Genomic DNA, 17,563 nt, shown 5'->3' with positions numbered 1-17,563 from the left:
AAGTGAGCAAGATTTATGACGATTTACGCACTCTCAAGTACCATTCAGACAGTAACCTAACTTGCTTTTGGGTATAGCCTTTTTCCATCATTCGATTGATAAAGTCATCGTGTTTTCGCTGATCATCAGCAGATGTTTTAGCGTTAAATGAAATTACGGGTAGCAAGTCTTCGGTGTTGGAGAACATCTTCTTCTCGATCACAACGCGTAGTTTTTCGTAACTGGTCCATAATGGGTTGTTACCTTCATTATTGGCCCTAGCACGTAATACGAAGTTAACGATTTCATTACGGAAATCCTTGGGATTACTGATCCCCGCAGGTTTTTCAATTTTTTCAAGTTCTGCATTAAGTGCTGATCTATCAAATAATTGTCCTGTTTCAGGGTCACGGAATTCTTGATCTTGGATCCAGAAGTCTGCGTAGGTGACATATCTATCAAAGATATTTTGTCCGTATTCAGAGTAGGACTCTAAGTAAGCTGTTTGAATTTCTTTCCCGATAAATTCAACATATTTAGGGATGAGGTATCCTTTCAGGAATTCTAAATAGCGTTCACTCATTTCACTTGGAAATTGTTCTTGTTCAATTTGTTTTTCTAAGACATAGAATAAATGGACGGGGTTAGCAGCAATCTCTGTGTCATCAAAATTAAATACCCGCGATAAAATCTTAAATGCAAAACGAGTGGATAACCCTTGCATGCCTTCATCTACCCCAGCGTAATCACGGTACTCTTGGAATGACTTAGCTTTGGGATCAGTATCTTTGAGTGTTTCACCGTTATAAACACGCATTTTTGAATATATTGATGAATTTTCAGGTGCTTTTAAACGTGACAAGATACTAAACTGAGCAAGGGTTTCAAGGGTACCTGGTGCACAAGGCGCCGAAGACAGTTCAGAATTACTTAATAGCTTTTGATATATTTCAATTTCTTCTGATACACGTAAACAATAAGGCACTTTGACGATATACACTCGGTCTAAGAAAGCTTCATTGTTCTTATTATTTCTAAAGGTCGTCCACTCAGACTCATTCGAGTGAGCGAGGATCATGCCATTGTAAGGCAGTGCAGATAACCCTTCTGTGCCGTTGTAGTTACCTTCTTGAGTTGCAGTTAATAGTGGATGAAGCACTTTAATCGGCGCTTTAAACATTTCCACAAACTCCATCACGCCCTGGTTTGCACGACATAACGCGCCAGAGTATGCATAAGCATCTGCGTCATCTTGTGAAAAATGCTCAAGTTGTCGTATATCGACTTTACCTACTAAAGCAGAAATATCTTGGTTATTTTCATCACCAGGCTCAGTTTTCGCAATAGCTGTTTGATCTAAAATTGAGGGGTAGACTTTAACCACTTTGAATTTGCTTATATCACCACCAAATTCATGCAAACGCTTCACGGCCCATGGAGACATGATAGTTTTAATGTAACGAGTTGGAATATTATATTCATTTGTTAATAGCTCACCGTCTTCATCTGCATCGAATAGGCACAGAGGACTATCATTTACAGGGCTACGGACGCCATTAGCAGTTAAGATGAAGATCGGTACTTTTTGCATCAGTGATTTGAGTTTTTCAGCAAGCGAAGACTTACCACCACCTACAGGCCCAAGTAGATACAAGATCTGTTTCGATTCCTCTAAGCCTTGTGCTGAATGTTTGAGATAAGACACAATTTGCTCAATTGATTCTTCCATACCGTAAAAGTCTTTAAAGCTAGGGTAGTGGGTAATAAGACGATTTGAGAAAATACGACTCAACACCGGATCTTTCGAAGTGTCGATGGTTTCAGATTCACCGATGGCCAGTAGCATTCTTTCTGCTGCAGACACATATGCACTTCTATCTTCTTTACAGATTTCGAGAAATTGCTGTAATGAATATTCTTCATCTAGCTTTTGTTCATAACGTTGTTGGTAATGTTCGAATATGCCCATAAGAAACCCCTTGAAACTTAGCTGAAAGAAAGTGATTGATAGCGCATTTTTAATGACTAAAACTGAAAATAATTTCCATCATTTCTTGTGTGTAAAAACCATTTGCTAGGTTAAGTCTAGGTCAGAGGTTTGATATTTGCGAGGTGGGATAAATAAAAACTTCAATAAAAACAAAGATAAACAGTTGCATTTGCAACTGTTGCAAAAGTGGAGTTATAAATAAACGAATATTGCGAACAATTTGGAAAGTCAGAAACTATCCCAATTTGAGTAATAAAAAAGGAGCCATAAGGCTCCTTTTGTCTCATCTCTTTTGTACCTAAATAGGTAGATTAACCAGCGAAGTTCGCGTTAACGAAATCCCAGTTAACTAATTCCCAGAACGCTGCCATGTAGTTAGGACGAACGTTACGGTAATCAATGTAATAAGCGTGTTCCCAAACATCAACAGTTAACAATGAAGTCACTGATTCGTCAGTTAAAGGAGTTGCTGCATTGCTTGTGTTCACGATTGAAACTGAACCGTCAGCATTTTTTACTAACCAAGTCCAAGCGCTACCAAAGTTGTTAACTGCAGAATCAGTGAACTTAGCTTTGAATTCTTCAAAAGAGCCGAATGCTGCATTAATTGCATCAGCAATGGCACCAGTAGGCGCGCCGCCAGCATTTGGTGCTAGACAGTTCCAGTAAAAAGTGTGGTTCCAGATTTGAGCTGCGTTGTTGAACATGCCGCCAGTTGAAGTTTTAACAACCTCTTCTAATGTTTTGTTCGCAAATTCAGTACCTTCAACAAGACCATTAAGCTTAACAACGTAAGTGTTGTGATGCTTACCGTAGTGATATTCGATAGTCTCTTCAGAAATGTGTGGTGCTAGTGCGTTCTTAGCATATGGTAATGCTGGTAATTCGAAAGCCATTATTATCTCTCCATGGACATAGGTTATCGTTTTTATGAGTACCACTTAGGCATCATTGCTCTGCCGACATTGTACTTAAAATTTTTGTGATGTGAATCATTGTTTGATGAATAATGTCGATAGACGCAATCTAAAAAAGCTATTTTTATTATAACCCTACAAACTGTGGGATTTTGTTATTGCCCTAGCTCTTGTACAATGGGTGTAGATTATTAAGTTGCACTTAGGAATTACAATGGAAACAGTAGACAAGATCAAACAGCAAATCAGTGAAAACCCTATCATCGTATACATGAAAGGGTCACCAAAGTTACCAAGCTGTGGTTTTTCATCGCAAGTTGCACAAGTCATGATTAACTGTGGTGAGCAGTTTGCATTTGTTGATATTTTACAGCATCCAGATATTCGTGCTGAATTACCAAAATTTGCTAATTGGCCAACTTTCCCACAATTGTGGGTTGAAGGTGAGCTAATTGGCGGTTGTGACATCATCACTGAAATGTACCAAAAAGGTGAGTTACAACCAATTATCAAAGAAACTGCTGATAAGTTTCGTACAGAAGAAGACGCTGAATAAGCTCTTTTTTATCGCCAATGATGATTAGCAACAGAGCCTGATGCTAATACGATTAAAGCGTATTAAAAAGCCCTAACAATTCGTTAGGGCTTTTTTATTGTGTAGAATATTTTTAATTGGATAAATAATTAATGAGCACTTTCCTCAGTGTCTTTAATTGTCTTTGGCAGAATAAGATTCATTAAAATAGCCACTAAACCACATAAACTGATACCAGTTAAACTAAACTCACCAATACCGAACGCCATCCCGCCAATACCAAAGACTAATGTAACCCCAACAATACTTAAATTTCTTGGTTCATTTAAATCGACTTGATTACGGATAAGAGCATTAAGACCTACAGCTGCTATAGAGCCAAACAGTAAGCACATAATGCCACCCATTACAGGTAGGGGAATGGTTTGCATTAACGCGCCTAACTTGCCAATGAAGGCTAGCGTAATGGCTGTTATTGCAGTCCATGTCATTATCCGAGGATCGAAGCTTTTAGTGAGCGTGACAGCGCCAGTAACTTCAGAATATGTCGTATTAGGTGGGCCGCCAAAAGCTGATGCGGCCATCGTTGCTATGCCATCGCCGGTTAAGGTGCGATGTAATCCTGGCTTTTTAAGATAATCTTTACCGGTAACATTGGAAATGGCGAGAAGGTCGCCGATGTGCTCAACTGCTGGCGCAATCGCGACAGGGATCATAAATAATATGGCTTGCCAATGAAATTCAGGTGCAACAAAGTTTGGCACTGCTAACCATGGTGCTTGGTTAACTGCTGTAAAATCAACAATACCGAAAGCCATACTGAGGCCATAGCCAACGAGTATCCCAGCCAGAATCGGCATGACTTTTAAAATACCTTTTGCAAAAACAGCAATTGCTACAGTGGTCGATAAAGACATAATTGCAATAAAGAGCGCGATATTTTGATCGACTAAAACGGCGCTGCCGTCCCCAGTTTTACCCAGTGCCATATTAACTGCCATGGGAGCGAGTCCTAGACCAATAATGATGATGACAGGGCCAACGACTACTGGCGGCAGTAATTTATGGATAAAGCCACTGCCGTTAATTTTAACTAACGCACCCAAAATGACATAAACAAAGCCTGCGACCATTAATCCGCCCATCGTGGCGGGTATTCCCCAAGTTTGAACCCCGTACATAATGGGGGCAATGAAAGCAAAGGATGAAGCCAAAAAAATGGGCACTTGTCTTTTAGTGATAACTTGAAATAACAGTGTGCCAATACCTGCGGTAAACAATGCCACGCTGGTATCTAAACCACTCAGTAAAGGCATCAATACTAATGCACCAAATGCGACAAATAACATTTGCGCACCTTGCAATGGGATGAATAAACGTTTCATGTGTAGATAATTTTCCATTCAGGTATAAATTAAGCTGTAAGATAGGCCAATAATCGTTAAATGTCTGTAATGTAAATCAAGTTTAAGTCTAGATTTAGCATTATTAGTGGCAAATCTTGCTTGAAAATTGGTTAGGCAATGTAATTTTAGAAGCAAAATTAATATGCTACACTTCGATCACTTTCATCTATTGCTGCTTATTTTCTTATGCTAAAAATATTTTTACAAATCATTGTTATGAGTGCGCTATTCAATTTTTATAGCCCTAAAGCGATTTCTGCAGAAATCGGCCTTTTAGATGAGGCTGATATTGTTGTCACGTCAAGAGCACGCTCTGAGCGACAAGCTGCGTTGAAGACTGCTTTGTCTGCGGTATTTGTAAAAAACTCGGGTCTGCCATCTGTATTAGAACACCCGTTGGTTAAAGCTCAAATCAATAAGCCTGAAGTACTGCTTACTCAATACGGTTACAGTGAAGTTGATAATGAACTGATATTGAAAGCTAACTTCGATCATAAACGAATTATTTCTACGCTACGTCAAGCTGAACTCCCAGTTTGGGGGCGTCAACGTCCTCTAACTTTATTGTGGCTATCAATTGAAGATGAAGGTGAGCGCAATATTTTATCTGATGCCTCAGAGCTCGATACGCGTTCACAGATTCATTTAGATTCAAGCAACAAAGGTATTCCTGTTATTTTGCCAATAATGGATTTAGATGATGTGATGAAAATAAGCGTATCAGATGTACGAGGCATGTTTACTGACGTGGTTGCAGAAGCATCTACTCGTTACCGCGCCGATTACTTTGCTGTTGCTGACATGGATAAAGTGGGCGGTTTTGTACGTTTTCAAGTGTCACTATTTGATAAAAGTAATAAAGGTGGATTAATGCAGCCTTTGATTCATCAACAAGCTGAAGTGTTGGATTACCAACAAGCTACCGATCAGATTTTAAGCACCTTAGCTGAATACTTTGTGAGCCAATATGCTTTTGCGGACAGTGGCAATAGCGCAGAAACCTTGCTGTCTCTATCAGGAGTACAGAGCATGGCTCAATTAGTTGAAATTGAAGCTTACTTAAATCAGTTGAGTGCGATTAAAACAGTCAGTTTAAGTCAGTTTAAAGCTAATACGGTAACCTATAAACTTGAGTTATTTGGTGATGCTGACGATTTACAAAAACTTTTGAACATCAACAAGCGTTTAACTGAAAATACTTTTGTCGAACCAGTTATTGAACAAGAATCAACGGAAGTTTCACCAGAACAGGTCACCACGCTCTACTACCAGTGGCATTAGTCGCTAGTTTTCTAGCCAATAGAGACGTGATCACGATCTAACTGATCACAGTTGAATGAGTTAGGCTAGTTAAACAACAGCAGACACTAAAACGATTGTGTTATACTAACTGTCGCTTGTTTACATTATTAGAGAATTTTTGAGTGACCCAAAACTCACCAAAACAATTATCATTACCCGTATACTTACCTGACGATGAGACTTTTCAAAGTTATTACCCAGCCATGGGTAACGATGAGTTGATTCAAAAGCTTCAAGCTGCTGCAGAAGGTAGCTTAGCGTCAAGTTTATACTTATTTGGCCCTGAAAAATCAGGCCGAACGCATTTAATGCATGCTGCTTGTGCTCATGCCAATGATCTCGATCGTCGTACCTTATATATTCCCCTAGGGATCCATGCCAGCATTTCTCCTGCTCTTTTTGAAGGTGTTGAGTCACTACAATTAATTTGTATTGATGATATTGATGCTATTGCTGGTCATCCTATTTGGGAAGAAGCATTGTTTCATCTATATAACAGAGTGACTGAACAAGAAGATTGTCGTCTTATTGTCAGTGGTAGTTCGTCGCCAACGGAAGCGGGTTTTGCCTTACCTGATTTAATCTCTCGTATGCAGTGGGGGTTAATTTATCAGCTACAACCTATGGCGGATGAAGAAAAGTTAGTGGCTCTGCAGCGAAGAGCTGCAATGCGTGGCTTACAATTATCTGATGAAGTAGGGCGCTTTTTATTAACTAGAATGGCACGTGATTTACGCACATTGTTTGATGTGCTTGATAAACTGGATAAAGCATCAATGGTGCACCAAAGAAAGTTAACGATTCCTTTTATTAAAGAGATGTTGAGATTGTAAATCGTTCTTTTTGAATTTTGTCAGTTAAATAAAAAGCCACCTTATCGGTGGCTTTTATGATCTCATGTACCTGACGAGTATCTCGCTTATCGTTTAGGGATTGGCATATCTCTGTGTTCACGACCTATTAGAACAGGGCGTCTTTCAACGCTTGTCTCTGAGCTACTTAAACTACTGACTTTAGACAGTGATTGAGCAATGCTAGGACTAATGTCAATATTTTCAAACCAATCTCGTCCAGGCGTCATATTAATAGGTTCAGGTAAACCATTTAATAAAGTCTTACCGTCTATTTCTGGCATGATTTCATCAATTGCGAATGCAGCTCTATCGAGTAACTCAGCAGAGCCCACACGACCTCGCTGCCCCCAGTCAACTATAAGATTAGTTGGATCGGTAACAGCTACGTCGCGTTGTATTTGATAACGATGACTCATAAATGACTCTTCAAATAACATGGCAGCATCTTCACGAGTAGAAGAGTAGGCATAAAAATCATTCGCATGATCAGATAAGAAAAAGCTGGTGACATCATCCGGCATATAGGCTTTTTGTGTCTCATTCGCTGTTTCACCTAAAAAGCTAACACCAGCTAAACCAAACATTTCACTACTGGTTAGCGGATCTACATTTTGAAGTTGATCAGAAATAAGGCCATTGCTGTCTGTACGACGGTAAAAGTCGTCTATTAATGTTGGCCCAGTTAACGTGCTATGAATCGAGCGCGGGAAAAAGTCATTTGCATGGGCTAATTCATGATAAAGCAAGCTGGCTAAACTAGGAGTGATATCTGCCAAGGTTCTTGTTGTTCTTTCTGTTTTTGCAATACGGCCATAGGCATAATCATTATCTTTTACATAGCGCCATGGCATGATGAACTGTAAATCATTACCGAAGTCACTGCGATAATCTGGCGCTTCATTGATACTGTCTCGCTGCTCTGGCGTGAACCACAAGTATTCAGGATCGAGATAAATAGCACCCGTCGCGACCCAGTAAAAAGAAGGTCTCACATCGTAGCTGATGACAACTGCCGTGACAGATTGCAGTAGCTTAATAAAGTCGCTATTGGGATCAGATTGCTTTAGGAAGGTTTCAAAATTCTCTCCCATCCAGTCATGAGATACCACAACACGCTCCATCACAGATTCAATATTCTCTGAATTGGAGACTTGGCCAATTAATGGTAAATCAGCAATATCACAAGTTTGGTTAAGTTGGTTTGAATATACGCAATCTGAAGCATTAGCAGAATAAATAGAAGCAGAATTATAGGAATAGGTTCGTGCGACGGGTTGATCAAAGTAAGGTGATGTGATTGCAGATTCATTGGTGACTAACACAAACACTTCATCGGAAAGTGTTTCACCAGCAAACTGGCCAGTGGCCTTTAAACCGATGACACTGTCTGAACTCACTGACGGGGCGGTAAATAAGGGGCGTTCAGGATCGGTTAAATCTAATTCAACGGCTTGGTTAGAAAAGTAACACCACTCTATCTCATCAACAATTTGCTCATTGATACGAGCTACCCTGAGGCTGACCCCATTACCTTGGACAACTTGGTGGTCACTGTTGATATTTAATTGGTTAATTGCACTGCCTGCTGTAATTGAGACAGTTTCGCTGAGGTCTATTTGTGGGCCTGACACATTAGCAGTAAAACTGTAGTTGCCAGAACTCGGAATAATAAATGATAAAACAGGACTATTTTCTGAACTCAGCGAGACGTCAGGGCCTGATGTTTGTTGCCATTGATAGGTAAGACCAGCTGAATCGCGATTGTTAATATTTGCAATTACTGTGGCAGATTGCCCCGCAGAATAACTTTGCTCAATATTGAAGTTTAAATCAGACGTTGTGTCGACTATTGTCAGGCCAGAACTAGTGTCACAAGTATTAATTGGTAAAGCATTATCTGGTGTAGTTTGACCATCACTGGACGAGTCACTTGAGCTGCCGCCACAGGCACTTAACATTACAGTTGCAATCACTAAACTGCTCATTGCAAATTTTTTTGTGGCCCCTTGATAAGGTTTTTGAATCGCGGCCTCAGCTGAAATACGCTTGTTAAACAAAGTCTTCATACACAATCTCCGTTGCTTAGCACTATACTCAATCAAATGACTGACATTTCACTATAACATGTGAATACTTGTACAAAAAGAATGAATTAACGACCCGTTAACAGCAATGTGGTAATGATTTTACACCAGATAAAATGAAAAAAGCGCCATCAGGCGCTTTTTAGTGCTGTATTAATGAGACTAATCTGTTTTAGATTTCTTTTTTAAACCTAAGCCCAGTTCTCTACCGCGCATACGTGCGTAATATGGAAATCCTATTAACAAGGCACTGATTAACACTGATTCTATTAATGCAAAATAAAGGGCGTCTTCAGTGATATACACTAAGGTTAAGCCATGTAATAAATATAAACACAGAATAAAACTGGCCCAAGCATAGGTGTAAGGATTACCCGTTAATATGCCTTTGATAGGTAATAATAATGGGACGATCCACAGTAGACTAAATGCCATTGAGTATTCGCCGGTAAAGCCTTGTTGGATAAACCATCCAGAAAGCAACATGAGTAATGCAACATAACCTACTCGGCATAACTGAAACAAAGTGTGTGTTGTCATTTTAGGGCTCATAAAATCGCTAAGACGTTTTCTGGAGGACGACCGATAGCCGCTTTGTTGTTCGCTAGCGCAATGGGTCTTTCAATTAGCTTTGGCGTAGTAATCATCGCTTGGACTAACTGAGCATCTGTTAATGACTCGTCTGCTAAGTTCTGTTCTTTGTATTCTGTTTCTTTAGTGCGCATTAGCTCTCGTGGCGAGATAGCTAATAAGCTTAAAATCTGGTTAATGTCTTCAGCAGTAGGCACCGTCTTCAAGTATTCAACAATGGTAACCTTGGCATGGTTTTCTTCGAGTAATGCCAGTGTTTGACGGCTTTTTGAGCAGCGAGGGTTATGGTAAAGCGTTACGTTTGTCATAGGATCACTTCTTGTCTTTATTTTGGCGACAGTTTATCAAACTTTGAATCAGATGGTTAGCCACATCAGGGGGATGTGGCTAATTTGAGATTGAATAAGCTGAGCTGTTATTTTAATGCGTCTAAAGAGCGCTTAGCTTGTCTAAATTGACGTATACGCGCTTCAATTCGGGCAATTTGTAACGTTTGGCCTTCAGAGTGGCGGTAAGCATAATTGAGTTGATCAATTGCACCATCATAATTTGCTGCAAGTGCCATAGCTTCTGCATTACTGTAATGCTCAAGCGCTTTATTACCCAGTTTACGGTAAGCTTGAGTCATAATTTGATAAGGTAATACGTTCTGTTTATCTAAGAAAATTAAATCTTCTAATAACGGAATGGCATTGCGCGGCTGGTCTGCTTCAACATAGATATTGGCTAAGTTAGCCGCAATGACTAATGACGTTGGTTTTAATCGATGATGATGCTTTAACAGCTCGATAGCCGCATCGTAATCGTCTTTTTGCGCCAGTAAATCTGTTTTAGTATCGATAAAAAACAGATTGTTTGGGTCGCCTGCTAATAACTCATCAATAATCTTTTCAGATTCTTCAAACTTCTTGGTTCTGAATAAAGCTAAAGCTTTGCCGTACAATGCAGCACTTTTAAAGGTATAGCTTTTTTTGTTTAGTTGTTTGTCAAACAAAGAAATCGCAGCCTGATCGCTATAACTTGAAAATCTAACCTGGATACGGGCTTTAGCTAACTGGTAATTAAGTTGATCAGGTATATAACGATTAGGATATTGTGTGGCGCGGTTTCTCGCATCAGTAATACGCGACTCAGGTAATGGGTGAGTCAGTAGCATTTGTGGCGGTGTAGTAGTAAAACGGTATCGAATGGCTAATTTTTGGAAAAAGTCAGATGCACCATTTGGATCAAACCCTGCATCAGCTAGGATTTGCATACCAATTCTATCTGCTTCACGTTCATGTAAACGGGTGAAGTTGATTCTCGCTTGGGTTGATAAAGCTTGAGTCGTTGCAAGTGCAGCCATACCGGCTTGTGGCGCTGCAATGGTCAACAAAATAGCACCTAGCATACCAACGATAGTTGCTGTTGAACTCTTATCTTGCGCTTCTAGTGAGCGCGCTAAATGTCGTTGAGTAACGTGAGTAATTTCGTGGGCAAGCACTGATGCGAGTTCACTTTCAGTGTCAGCGTGCAGAAATAACCCTGTATGAACGCCGACATGGCCACCGAAGAAGGCAAATGCGTTAATTTCATCATTTCTTAATAGAAAGAAATAGAAGGGGGTTTTTACCCCTGTGGCATGAGCTACCAATTTGTTACCTAATTCAGATAAGTATTGATTCAATACAGGGTCGCTTATAACCGGCGCAGATGAACGAATGACCCGCATGTAAGCATCGCCGTACACCATTTCTTTTTCAAGACTAAAAGTGTTAACAGCAGCCGTACCGAGGTCTGGAAGGTCATTATTCGCGAAGCTTTTAGCAACACCAGCCGTGAGTAATAAACTAACCGCTGTGGTTACGACGCCTTTAGAAAACTGAGAAAACGATAATTTGCGCAAATGAAACCTTTATTATAATTATTTCAATAGGGTGGCGAGCAAAGTTAAAGCAACACTATAACGGTATCGCTTGTGGTTTATTGTCCTTGCTAGGATAATAGCCATAGAATGTGTAAAGCAAGTTCATAATGAAATTTATTGATTTAACTGCTCATCAATGCCCCTATCCCTTGGTGCAAACTAAATTAGCATTAAAAAAGATGCAACCAGGTGAAACGTTGGCAATTAGTATCTCTGACTCCGGTTCACGTCGAGATGTTCCGCTATTTTTAAAAAAATTTGGTTATCAAGTTCAAATAACTGAGGATAATGACAATTCAATGTCATTGGCCATCACAAAGCTTAACAATATATAAGTATAATTTTATCTATCTACTGAGGTAGAATCCGATAATAACAACCACAACTGTGATTTCTTTTTAGGTAACACAATGCTCTCATTTTTAAGCGATTGGTATAAAGCCAGATTCAGTGATCCCCACGCGATTACATTATTGTTTATTTTACTTGGGATTGGATTATTACTGTATTTTGCTGGCGGTTTGTTAGCGCCTTTATTAGTGGCGTTAGTTTTAGCGTTTTTACTAGAATGGCCTGTAGCTCAAATCGCGCGTTTTGGTATTAACCGAACTTTAGGTGCATCGTTAATATTAGTCTTGTTTATTGGTCTGATGGTCTTAGTTGCTTTTGGACTCGTTCCCAGTCTTTGGCGACAGGGGATTGCTTTAGCGACAGATTTACCGCAAATGATTGATACAGGTATGCAATCGCTAGTATCTTTTAGTGAAAACTATCCGCAATACATTAGTATCGAACAAATTGATGCCATGGTTGTTGAACTTAAAAAACTGGTCGACACTCAGCATCTTTTAGATATCGGTAAGCAATTATTAGGCTTTTCTGCATCATTACTCGTGTTAATGGTATACGTGATTTTAGTGCCTTTATTGGTGTTCTTTTTCTTAAAGGATAAAGAGCAATTGATTAAGAGCAGTAAACGTTTCTTTCCTAACAACCGCGACTTAGCAAGAAAAGTTTGGTTTGAAATGGACCAGCAAATCTTCAATTATATTCGTGGTAAAGTCATTGAAATTGTCATTGTAGGTACTGTCAGCTACATCTTTTTTGCGTTAATGGGATTAAGGTACTCTGCGCTACTTGGCGTGCTAACAGGGCTTTCAGTACTTATTCCTTATGTAGGTGCAACATTGGCGACTTTACCTATTGCGCTGGTGGCCTTTGTACAATGGGGAGTCAGCCCTGAGTTTGGCTATGTGATGATTGGTTATGGTGTCATTCAGGCATTAGATGGCAATGTGTTGGTGCCAATTCTATTTTCTGATGCTGTAGATTTACATCCAGTGTTAATCATTGCCGCAGTACTTGTATTTGGTGGCCTGTGGGGCGTATGGGGAGTCTTTTTTGCAATCCCACTGGCGTCATTAGTCAAAGCTGTGATTAACGCTTGGCCTGATAGTCACTCCCCCTTTGTAGCTAAGTCAGATGAGTCTGCAGAATCTAAATAATAATATTGAATAATCTTATTAAATAAATGTAGAGGTTTGATTTACTGCAAAAACCATACGAGATAAAACTAAAAAAAGAGACTCAATTGAGTCTCTTTTTTATTGCAAATATTATGCTTTACTTGTCTTTTAAATCACTGTTACCTGGTGATTTCTCTGTGGTATGTTTATCGCTGGTAGCGTTATTTTTATCGTCAGGTTTTTTAGGATCGCCAAATTGAGGCATTTTAAATTTAGCGCTGTATTTTAATACCGCTAAATTACTGGCAATGATGCCAACAACTAAGATAATAATAATCCATACTTCTATACCTGATAAATCCATGTCTACCTCAATAAATTACCAACAAGTTTAATCAACAGCTAAACGTTGCTCACATTTGCGAATATCTTCAGGTGTATCAACTTCTGGTGAATCAAAAGCACTGATAGCAACTTTAATTTTATGACCGTATTCTAATGCACGCAGCTGTTCTAACTTTTCTAAATCTTCTAAACGGCCCAAAGGTAACTTAGCAAAAGCATTAACGAAACGACGAGTATAAGCATAAACACCAAGGTGTTTATAAACTGGGAAGTCATCCGTATCACGACCGAATGGAATACACGAGCGTGAAAAATATAATGCATTAAACTCATTATCGAAAACCATCTTAACGTGCAGAGGATCGTCACGTTCTTGCTTATCAATGATTTCAAAGCCTAAAGTTGCCATTTCAAACTCACCTGGGTGACGCTCAAAAAGACTGATAATTTGTTCAATTGAAATAGGGTCAATAAGTGGCTGATCACCTTGAAGGTTTATCACCAAATCATCATCTGCTAAACCAAGTTGGCTAATCGCATCGTTTATTCGATCGGTACCAGAAGCCGCGTCAGGGCTCGTCATGACAACTTGACCACCAAATGACTCTACCGCTTCTTTAATTCGGTCATCATCTGTAGCAACATAAATATTATCTAATCCTTTAGCTAATGAAGCACGTTCGAAAACGTGTTGGATCATTGGCTTACCATTAATAGGTGCTAGGGGTTTGCCAGGAAAGCGGCTAGAACCATATCTAGCAGGGATTAAAAGAGTAACTTTCATCAATAAACCTACTTATCTTAAAACGATAAACAAAAGGGCTCTAAAGAGCCCTTAAAGATAGCTTTTAGGGCTAAACTATATGCGACGGAATAACTTAGTTAGCATTTCATCGGTAACTTTTTCTTCCCAGCCCGCGCCGTAAACATTATCCCATAATGGGCCCATGCTCTTGGTGACAGCAACCATCTTAGCAATAGTTTCATCTGGTAAATCTTTACAGATGTTTTTTGGCAACGTGATGTTATGAACTTCCATCATTTTACGGAATTCTTTAACGCCTTCAGGGTAAAACTCTTCAAGTACGTCAAATGCCAAACAGTTGCCGATACCGTGATGGTAACCCAACACGTAACCTAAACCATATGATACAGCGTGACAGGCACCCACTTGGCTGTAAGCGATACTCATGCCGCCCATGTATGATGCCATCATTAGCTTGTCATCTTTTTCTTCGTGATTATCAACGAAGACTTCACGACATAAATCCATAGACTTTTCAGCGAATGCTTTAGCAAATTCGTTTAGGTATGTACCTTCTAATGATTCAACACAGTGGATGTAACAATCCATACCTGTATAGAACCACTGGTCAGTTGGCACGCCGGCAATGAGTTCTGAATCCATGATAATTTGGTCAAATACAGTGTAATCTGAATTCAAACCAAGCTTACGAACAGGACCACAAAGTACTGCAGTACGAGACGCTTCAGCACCTGTACCTGAAACTGTAGGGATACCAATATGGTGTACCGCTGGGTTCTTAATCAGATCCCAACCTTGATATTCAGCACTGCTACCTTCATTAGTCAGCATTAGCGATACCGCTTTAGCTAAATCAAGGGTAGAACCACCACCAAGACCGATTACACTTACAGGAAGTTTAGTATTAAATGCTTGAACTTGTTCAGTTAGGGCATCAACTTGCTTCGTTGTAGGTTCATCATCAACGTTGACGTAGATTAATAAATCATGTGCTTTAGCAGGTACACGACCAGCTAAAGGCTTATCTTGGTGTACGTCATCAACTAGAAATACGACGAAGTCATTTTCAACTTGGCGTTCTTCAGCTAGTACGTCATCTAATTGTGCAAATGATCCGCGACCAAAAATCATTTTTGGTACACATTTGAAATTTTTGAAACTCATTACAACTTCTCCGTTGAGATTAGTACTGTAAAAAGTACTATCGCGCCAATGTGATAAATGGCGCGATAGAAATAATCGGGTTAATTAAGCAAAAGCACGTTTGATGTTTTCAATACGCTGCGCTATTTCTTCTTCTGTCCAAGACAGTTTGATTAACATTGAAATAGTGCGGCTCATAATGGCATCAGACTTAGGTGTTTCAACCTTAGTGTAATCTGGACGATCTTGAATTAATGTGATCGGCAATGCAGCAGGAGACTTAAGCTCTTGGATATGCTTCCAGTTATTCAGGTAATGCCAGTTGTTAACATACCAGTAAAAACAACCATCTACGCCGTTTTCAGCTAATTTTTTGTTTATTTCTACTGTGCGTTCTTCAGTCGGCATTAAGAACGTTAAGAAACCAGCTGAATCACCCTCTGGATCAGGGATTTCACGGAAAGTTACTTCTGGGATATCTGCCATAGCATCTTTGATCAGCTTTTTATTGGTACGCTGAATATCAATGATTTTGTCTAGCTTACGTAATTGAGCAAGACCCATTGCTGAGTTCATTTCAGAAATACGGAAGTTTAGCCCCATAATAGGGTGGCCTTCAGCGCCGCGGTCATTACCTACATGGTCATGGCCGTGATCTGAGAACATATGCGCGTGGTTATAAATGGTTTCGTTGTTAGTCATGATCGCGCCGCCTTCACCACAAGTGATGGTTTTAACAGAATCAAATGAGTAACAACCAACGTCACCAATAGTACCTAGTGCTTGACCTTTATAGCTGCCACCAATTGCTTGGCAAGCATCTTCTAAGATCACTAAGTTGTGCTTTTTACATACCGCTAAAATTTCATCCATTTTAGCCATAGAACCACACATGTGAACAAGATTAATTGCTTTCGTGCGTGGAGTAATTGCAGCTTCAATACCTTCTGGAGATAAACAAAGTGTTTCATCAATCTCAGCAAAAATTGGCACAGCGCCGGCCATAAATACGGCTTCTACAGACGCAACAAAGGTAAACGGAGGAACGATAACTTCATCACCAGCGCCGATACCAGCTGCAGCCATAGCTGTTTGTAATGCAGCGGTGCCACTAGAAACAAGATGTGCATGCTTAGCATTCATCTTTTCGCAAAGAAGGGCTTCCATCTCACGAGTCTTCCAACGATCATTACGCATGTGATCGAAGTTATAACGAAAGGTAAAACCATTTTCCATCACATCAGCGACTTCTTGCTTTTCCTCTGGACCAAATAATTCAAAACCTGGCATGGAAATTATCTCCTAAAAAATGCAGTGCGCGAGGTCGCGCTAAATAAACCCGAAGATTATAACTGGGTTAGGGCGTTAATTGCATTAACTATATGACCTTTCGCTGTGATTGTATGGTCGTTACAGTGCTTTATATTCATTAATCGCTAATTTTTATGTAAAGCAGACTAAACAAAGCGCTATAACTGTTTCTATATATGAGATAAAAACAACAAAACCCACATATAAGGTGGGCTTTGTTATTTGTTTATTTCAGCATGAACGGCTTATTAATTTTAGTTAATAAGCATTATTCTTCTGTATTATTGGCATTATTATTTGCATGTTCGCTGAAGACTGTTACGTCTAGATCGGTTAATAAGCCGTTGTTAATACCGTAAATCCAACCGTGAATTGCAACCTCTTGGCCTCTGTCCCATGCATCTTGCACGATAGAGGTGCTAGTAACATTAGCCACTTGCTCCATGACATTCAGCTCACATAAGCGATCAAACCGCTGTTGTTCATCAAGTTGCTCTAAATCTGAACGGTGGATGCGGTAAATATCTTTTAAATGGCCAAGCCAGTTATCAATAAGACCGAATCGCTCTTTCGTCATCGACGCTTTGACACCACCGCAACCATAGTGGCCAACTACCATAATGTGTTTTACTTTTAATACTTCAACAGCATATTGGATGACCGACAAACAATTTAAATCAGTATGGATAACCATATTGGCAATATTGCGATGAACAAACACTTCACCTGGCATTAAATCAATTATCTGATTAGATGGTACGCGGCTGTCAGAGCAACCAATCCACAAATATTCAGGATTCTGTTGTTCTGCCAGTTGCTTGAAGAAATCAGGGTCTTCTTCGTTTATACGCTCAGCCCAGCGGCGATTGTTATCAAAAAGAGGCTTAAGTAATTTCATTTATTGTTATAGACCCAAATAAAAGTGAAAGATGTAGAGTGTATTTTGAACAGTTATTTAGCTGATGTTC

General features: G+C 39.6%; 17 protein-coding genes. 5 read left to right on the top strand and 12 right to left on the bottom strand.

Annotation, left to right across the window (positions count from 1 at the left end; genetic code table 11):
* Positions 1-13: 13 nt before the first annotated feature.
* Both Q4600_RS02935 and sodB read right to left on the bottom strand, forming a co-directional pair.
* Positions 14-1,948 carry a PrkA family serine protein kinase gene (locus Q4600_RS02935; RefSeq protein WP_102526237.1) on the bottom strand — a complete coding sequence of 645 codons (1,935 nt, stop codon included), beginning with the start codon at positions 1,946-1,948 and terminating at the stop codon, positions 14-16.
* A 332-nt stretch (positions 1,949-2,280) separates the two neighbouring features.
* Positions 2,281-2,865, bottom strand: coding sequence for a superoxide dismutase [Fe] (gene sodB / locus Q4600_RS02930; RefSeq protein WP_102526236.1), 585 nt, complete (start codon positions 2,863-2,865; stop codon positions 2,281-2,283).
* Positions 2,866-3,100: 235 nt separating this feature from the next.
* On the opposite strand from sodB, the gene Q4600_RS02925 reads away from it, so the two are divergent.
* Positions 3,101-3,442 carry a Grx4 family monothiol glutaredoxin gene (locus Q4600_RS02925; RefSeq protein ID WP_102526235.1) on the top strand — a complete coding sequence of 114 codons (342 nt, stop codon included), beginning with the start codon at positions 3,101-3,103 and terminating at the stop codon, positions 3,440-3,442.
* A gap of 128 nt (positions 3,443-3,570) precedes the next feature.
* Here the strand turns inward: Q4600_RS02925 and Q4600_RS02920 are convergent, their stop codons facing one another.
* Positions 3,571-4,806, bottom strand: a complete 1,236-nt coding sequence (locus Q4600_RS02920; RefSeq protein WP_303514364.1) for a uracil-xanthine permease family protein — start codon at positions 4,804-4,806, stop codon at positions 3,571-3,573.
* Between the two features lie 207 nt (positions 4,807-5,013).
* Here Q4600_RS02920 and Q4600_RS02915 point away from each other — a divergent pair, with 207 nt between their 5' ends.
* Complete coding sequence (locus Q4600_RS02915) at positions 5,014-6,108, top strand: DUF2066 domain-containing protein (protein ID WP_303514367.1); 1,095 nt, start codon at positions 5,014-5,016, stop codon at positions 6,106-6,108.
* Between the two features lie 143 nt (positions 6,109-6,251).
* Positions 6,252-6,962, top strand: coding sequence for a DnaA inactivator Hda (gene hda / locus Q4600_RS02910; protein ID WP_102526232.1), 711 nt, complete (start codon positions 6,252-6,254; stop codon positions 6,960-6,962).
* A gap of 86 nt (positions 6,963-7,048) precedes the next feature.
* On the opposite strand, the gene Q4600_RS02905 is transcribed toward hda, so the two are convergent.
* The 4 genes from Q4600_RS02905 to Q4600_RS02890 form a co-directional block, all read right to left on the bottom strand.
* A complete protein-coding gene (locus tag Q4600_RS02905) occupies positions 7,049-9,049 on the bottom strand; it encodes a hypothetical protein (RefSeq protein ID WP_303514370.1) in 2,001 nt (666 codons plus the stop codon).
* A gap of 180 nt (positions 9,050-9,229) precedes the next feature.
* A complete protein-coding gene (locus tag Q4600_RS02900) occupies positions 9,230-9,607 on the bottom strand; it encodes a DUF2069 domain-containing protein (protein WP_102526274.1) in 378 nt (125 codons plus the stop codon).
* 8 nt (positions 9,608-9,615) lie between these two features.
* Positions 9,616-9,966, bottom strand: coding sequence for an arsenate reductase (glutaredoxin) (gene arsC / locus Q4600_RS02895; RefSeq protein ID WP_102526231.1), 351 nt, complete (start codon positions 9,964-9,966; stop codon positions 9,616-9,618).
* Between the two features lie 107 nt (positions 9,967-10,073).
* A complete protein-coding gene (locus tag Q4600_RS02890) occupies positions 10,074-11,543 on the bottom strand; it encodes a M48 family metalloprotease (RefSeq protein WP_102526230.1) in 1,470 nt (489 codons plus the stop codon).
* A 128-nt stretch (positions 11,544-11,671) separates the two neighbouring features.
* Between Q4600_RS02890 and Q4600_RS02885 the strand changes: the two genes are divergently transcribed.
* Positions 11,672-11,899 (top strand): sulfurtransferase TusA family protein, encoded by a 228-nt coding sequence (locus tag Q4600_RS02885; protein WP_102526229.1) that lies wholly within the window; start codon positions 11,672-11,674, stop codon positions 11,897-11,899.
* Positions 11,900-11,974: 75 nt separating this feature from the next.
* The gene (locus tag Q4600_RS02880; RefSeq protein ID WP_229369583.1) at positions 11,975-13,069 is read left to right on the top strand and encodes an AI-2E family transporter; all 1,095 of its coding nucleotides are present in this window, start codon (positions 11,975-11,977) and stop codon (positions 13,067-13,069) included.
* Between the two features lie 118 nt (positions 13,070-13,187).
* Here the strand turns inward: Q4600_RS02880 and Q4600_RS02875 are convergent, their stop codons facing one another.
* The 5 genes from Q4600_RS02875 to can all read right to left on the bottom strand — a co-directional run bounded on the left by Q4600_RS02875 (position 13,188) and on the right by can (position 17,493).
* Positions 13,188-13,394, bottom strand: a complete 207-nt coding sequence (locus Q4600_RS02875; protein ID WP_229369580.1) for a DUF2897 family protein — start codon at positions 13,392-13,394, stop codon at positions 13,188-13,190.
* Between the two features lie 27 nt (positions 13,395-13,421).
* Positions 13,422-14,159, bottom strand: coding sequence for an 8-amino-3,8-dideoxy-manno-octulosonate cytidylyltransferase KdsB (gene kdsB / locus Q4600_RS02870; protein WP_229369577.1), 738 nt, complete (start codon positions 14,157-14,159; stop codon positions 13,422-13,424).
* A 75-nt stretch (positions 14,160-14,234) separates the two neighbouring features.
* A complete protein-coding gene (gene kdnB / locus Q4600_RS02865; RefSeq protein ID WP_303514375.1) occupies positions 14,235-15,305 on the bottom strand; it encodes a 3-deoxy-alpha-D-manno-octulosonate 8-oxidase KdnB in 1,071 nt (356 codons plus the stop codon).
* An 84-nt stretch (positions 15,306-15,389) separates the two neighbouring features.
* The gene (gene kdnA, locus Q4600_RS02860; protein WP_102526223.1) at positions 15,390-16,574 is read right to left on the bottom strand and encodes an 8-amino-3,8-dideoxy-alpha-D-manno-octulosonate transaminase KdnA; all 1,185 of its coding nucleotides are present in this window, start codon (positions 16,572-16,574) and stop codon (positions 15,390-15,392) included.
* A gap of 289 nt (positions 16,575-16,863) precedes the next feature.
* Positions 16,864-17,493: a carbonate dehydratase gene (can, locus tag Q4600_RS02855; protein ID WP_229369572.1), complete on the bottom strand. Its 630-nt coding sequence runs from the start codon at positions 17,491-17,493 to the stop codon at positions 16,864-16,866.
* Between the last annotated feature and the right edge of the window lie 70 nt (positions 17,494-17,563).

This window comes from Shewanella sp. 2_MG-2023 (assembly GCF_030548905.1).
GTDB lineage: Bacteria > Pseudomonadota > Gammaproteobacteria > Enterobacterales > Shewanellaceae > Shewanella > Shewanella electrodiphila.
The sequence above is the reverse complement of the archived record's forward strand: the minus strand, read 5'-3'. Positions and strand labels throughout refer to the sequence as shown.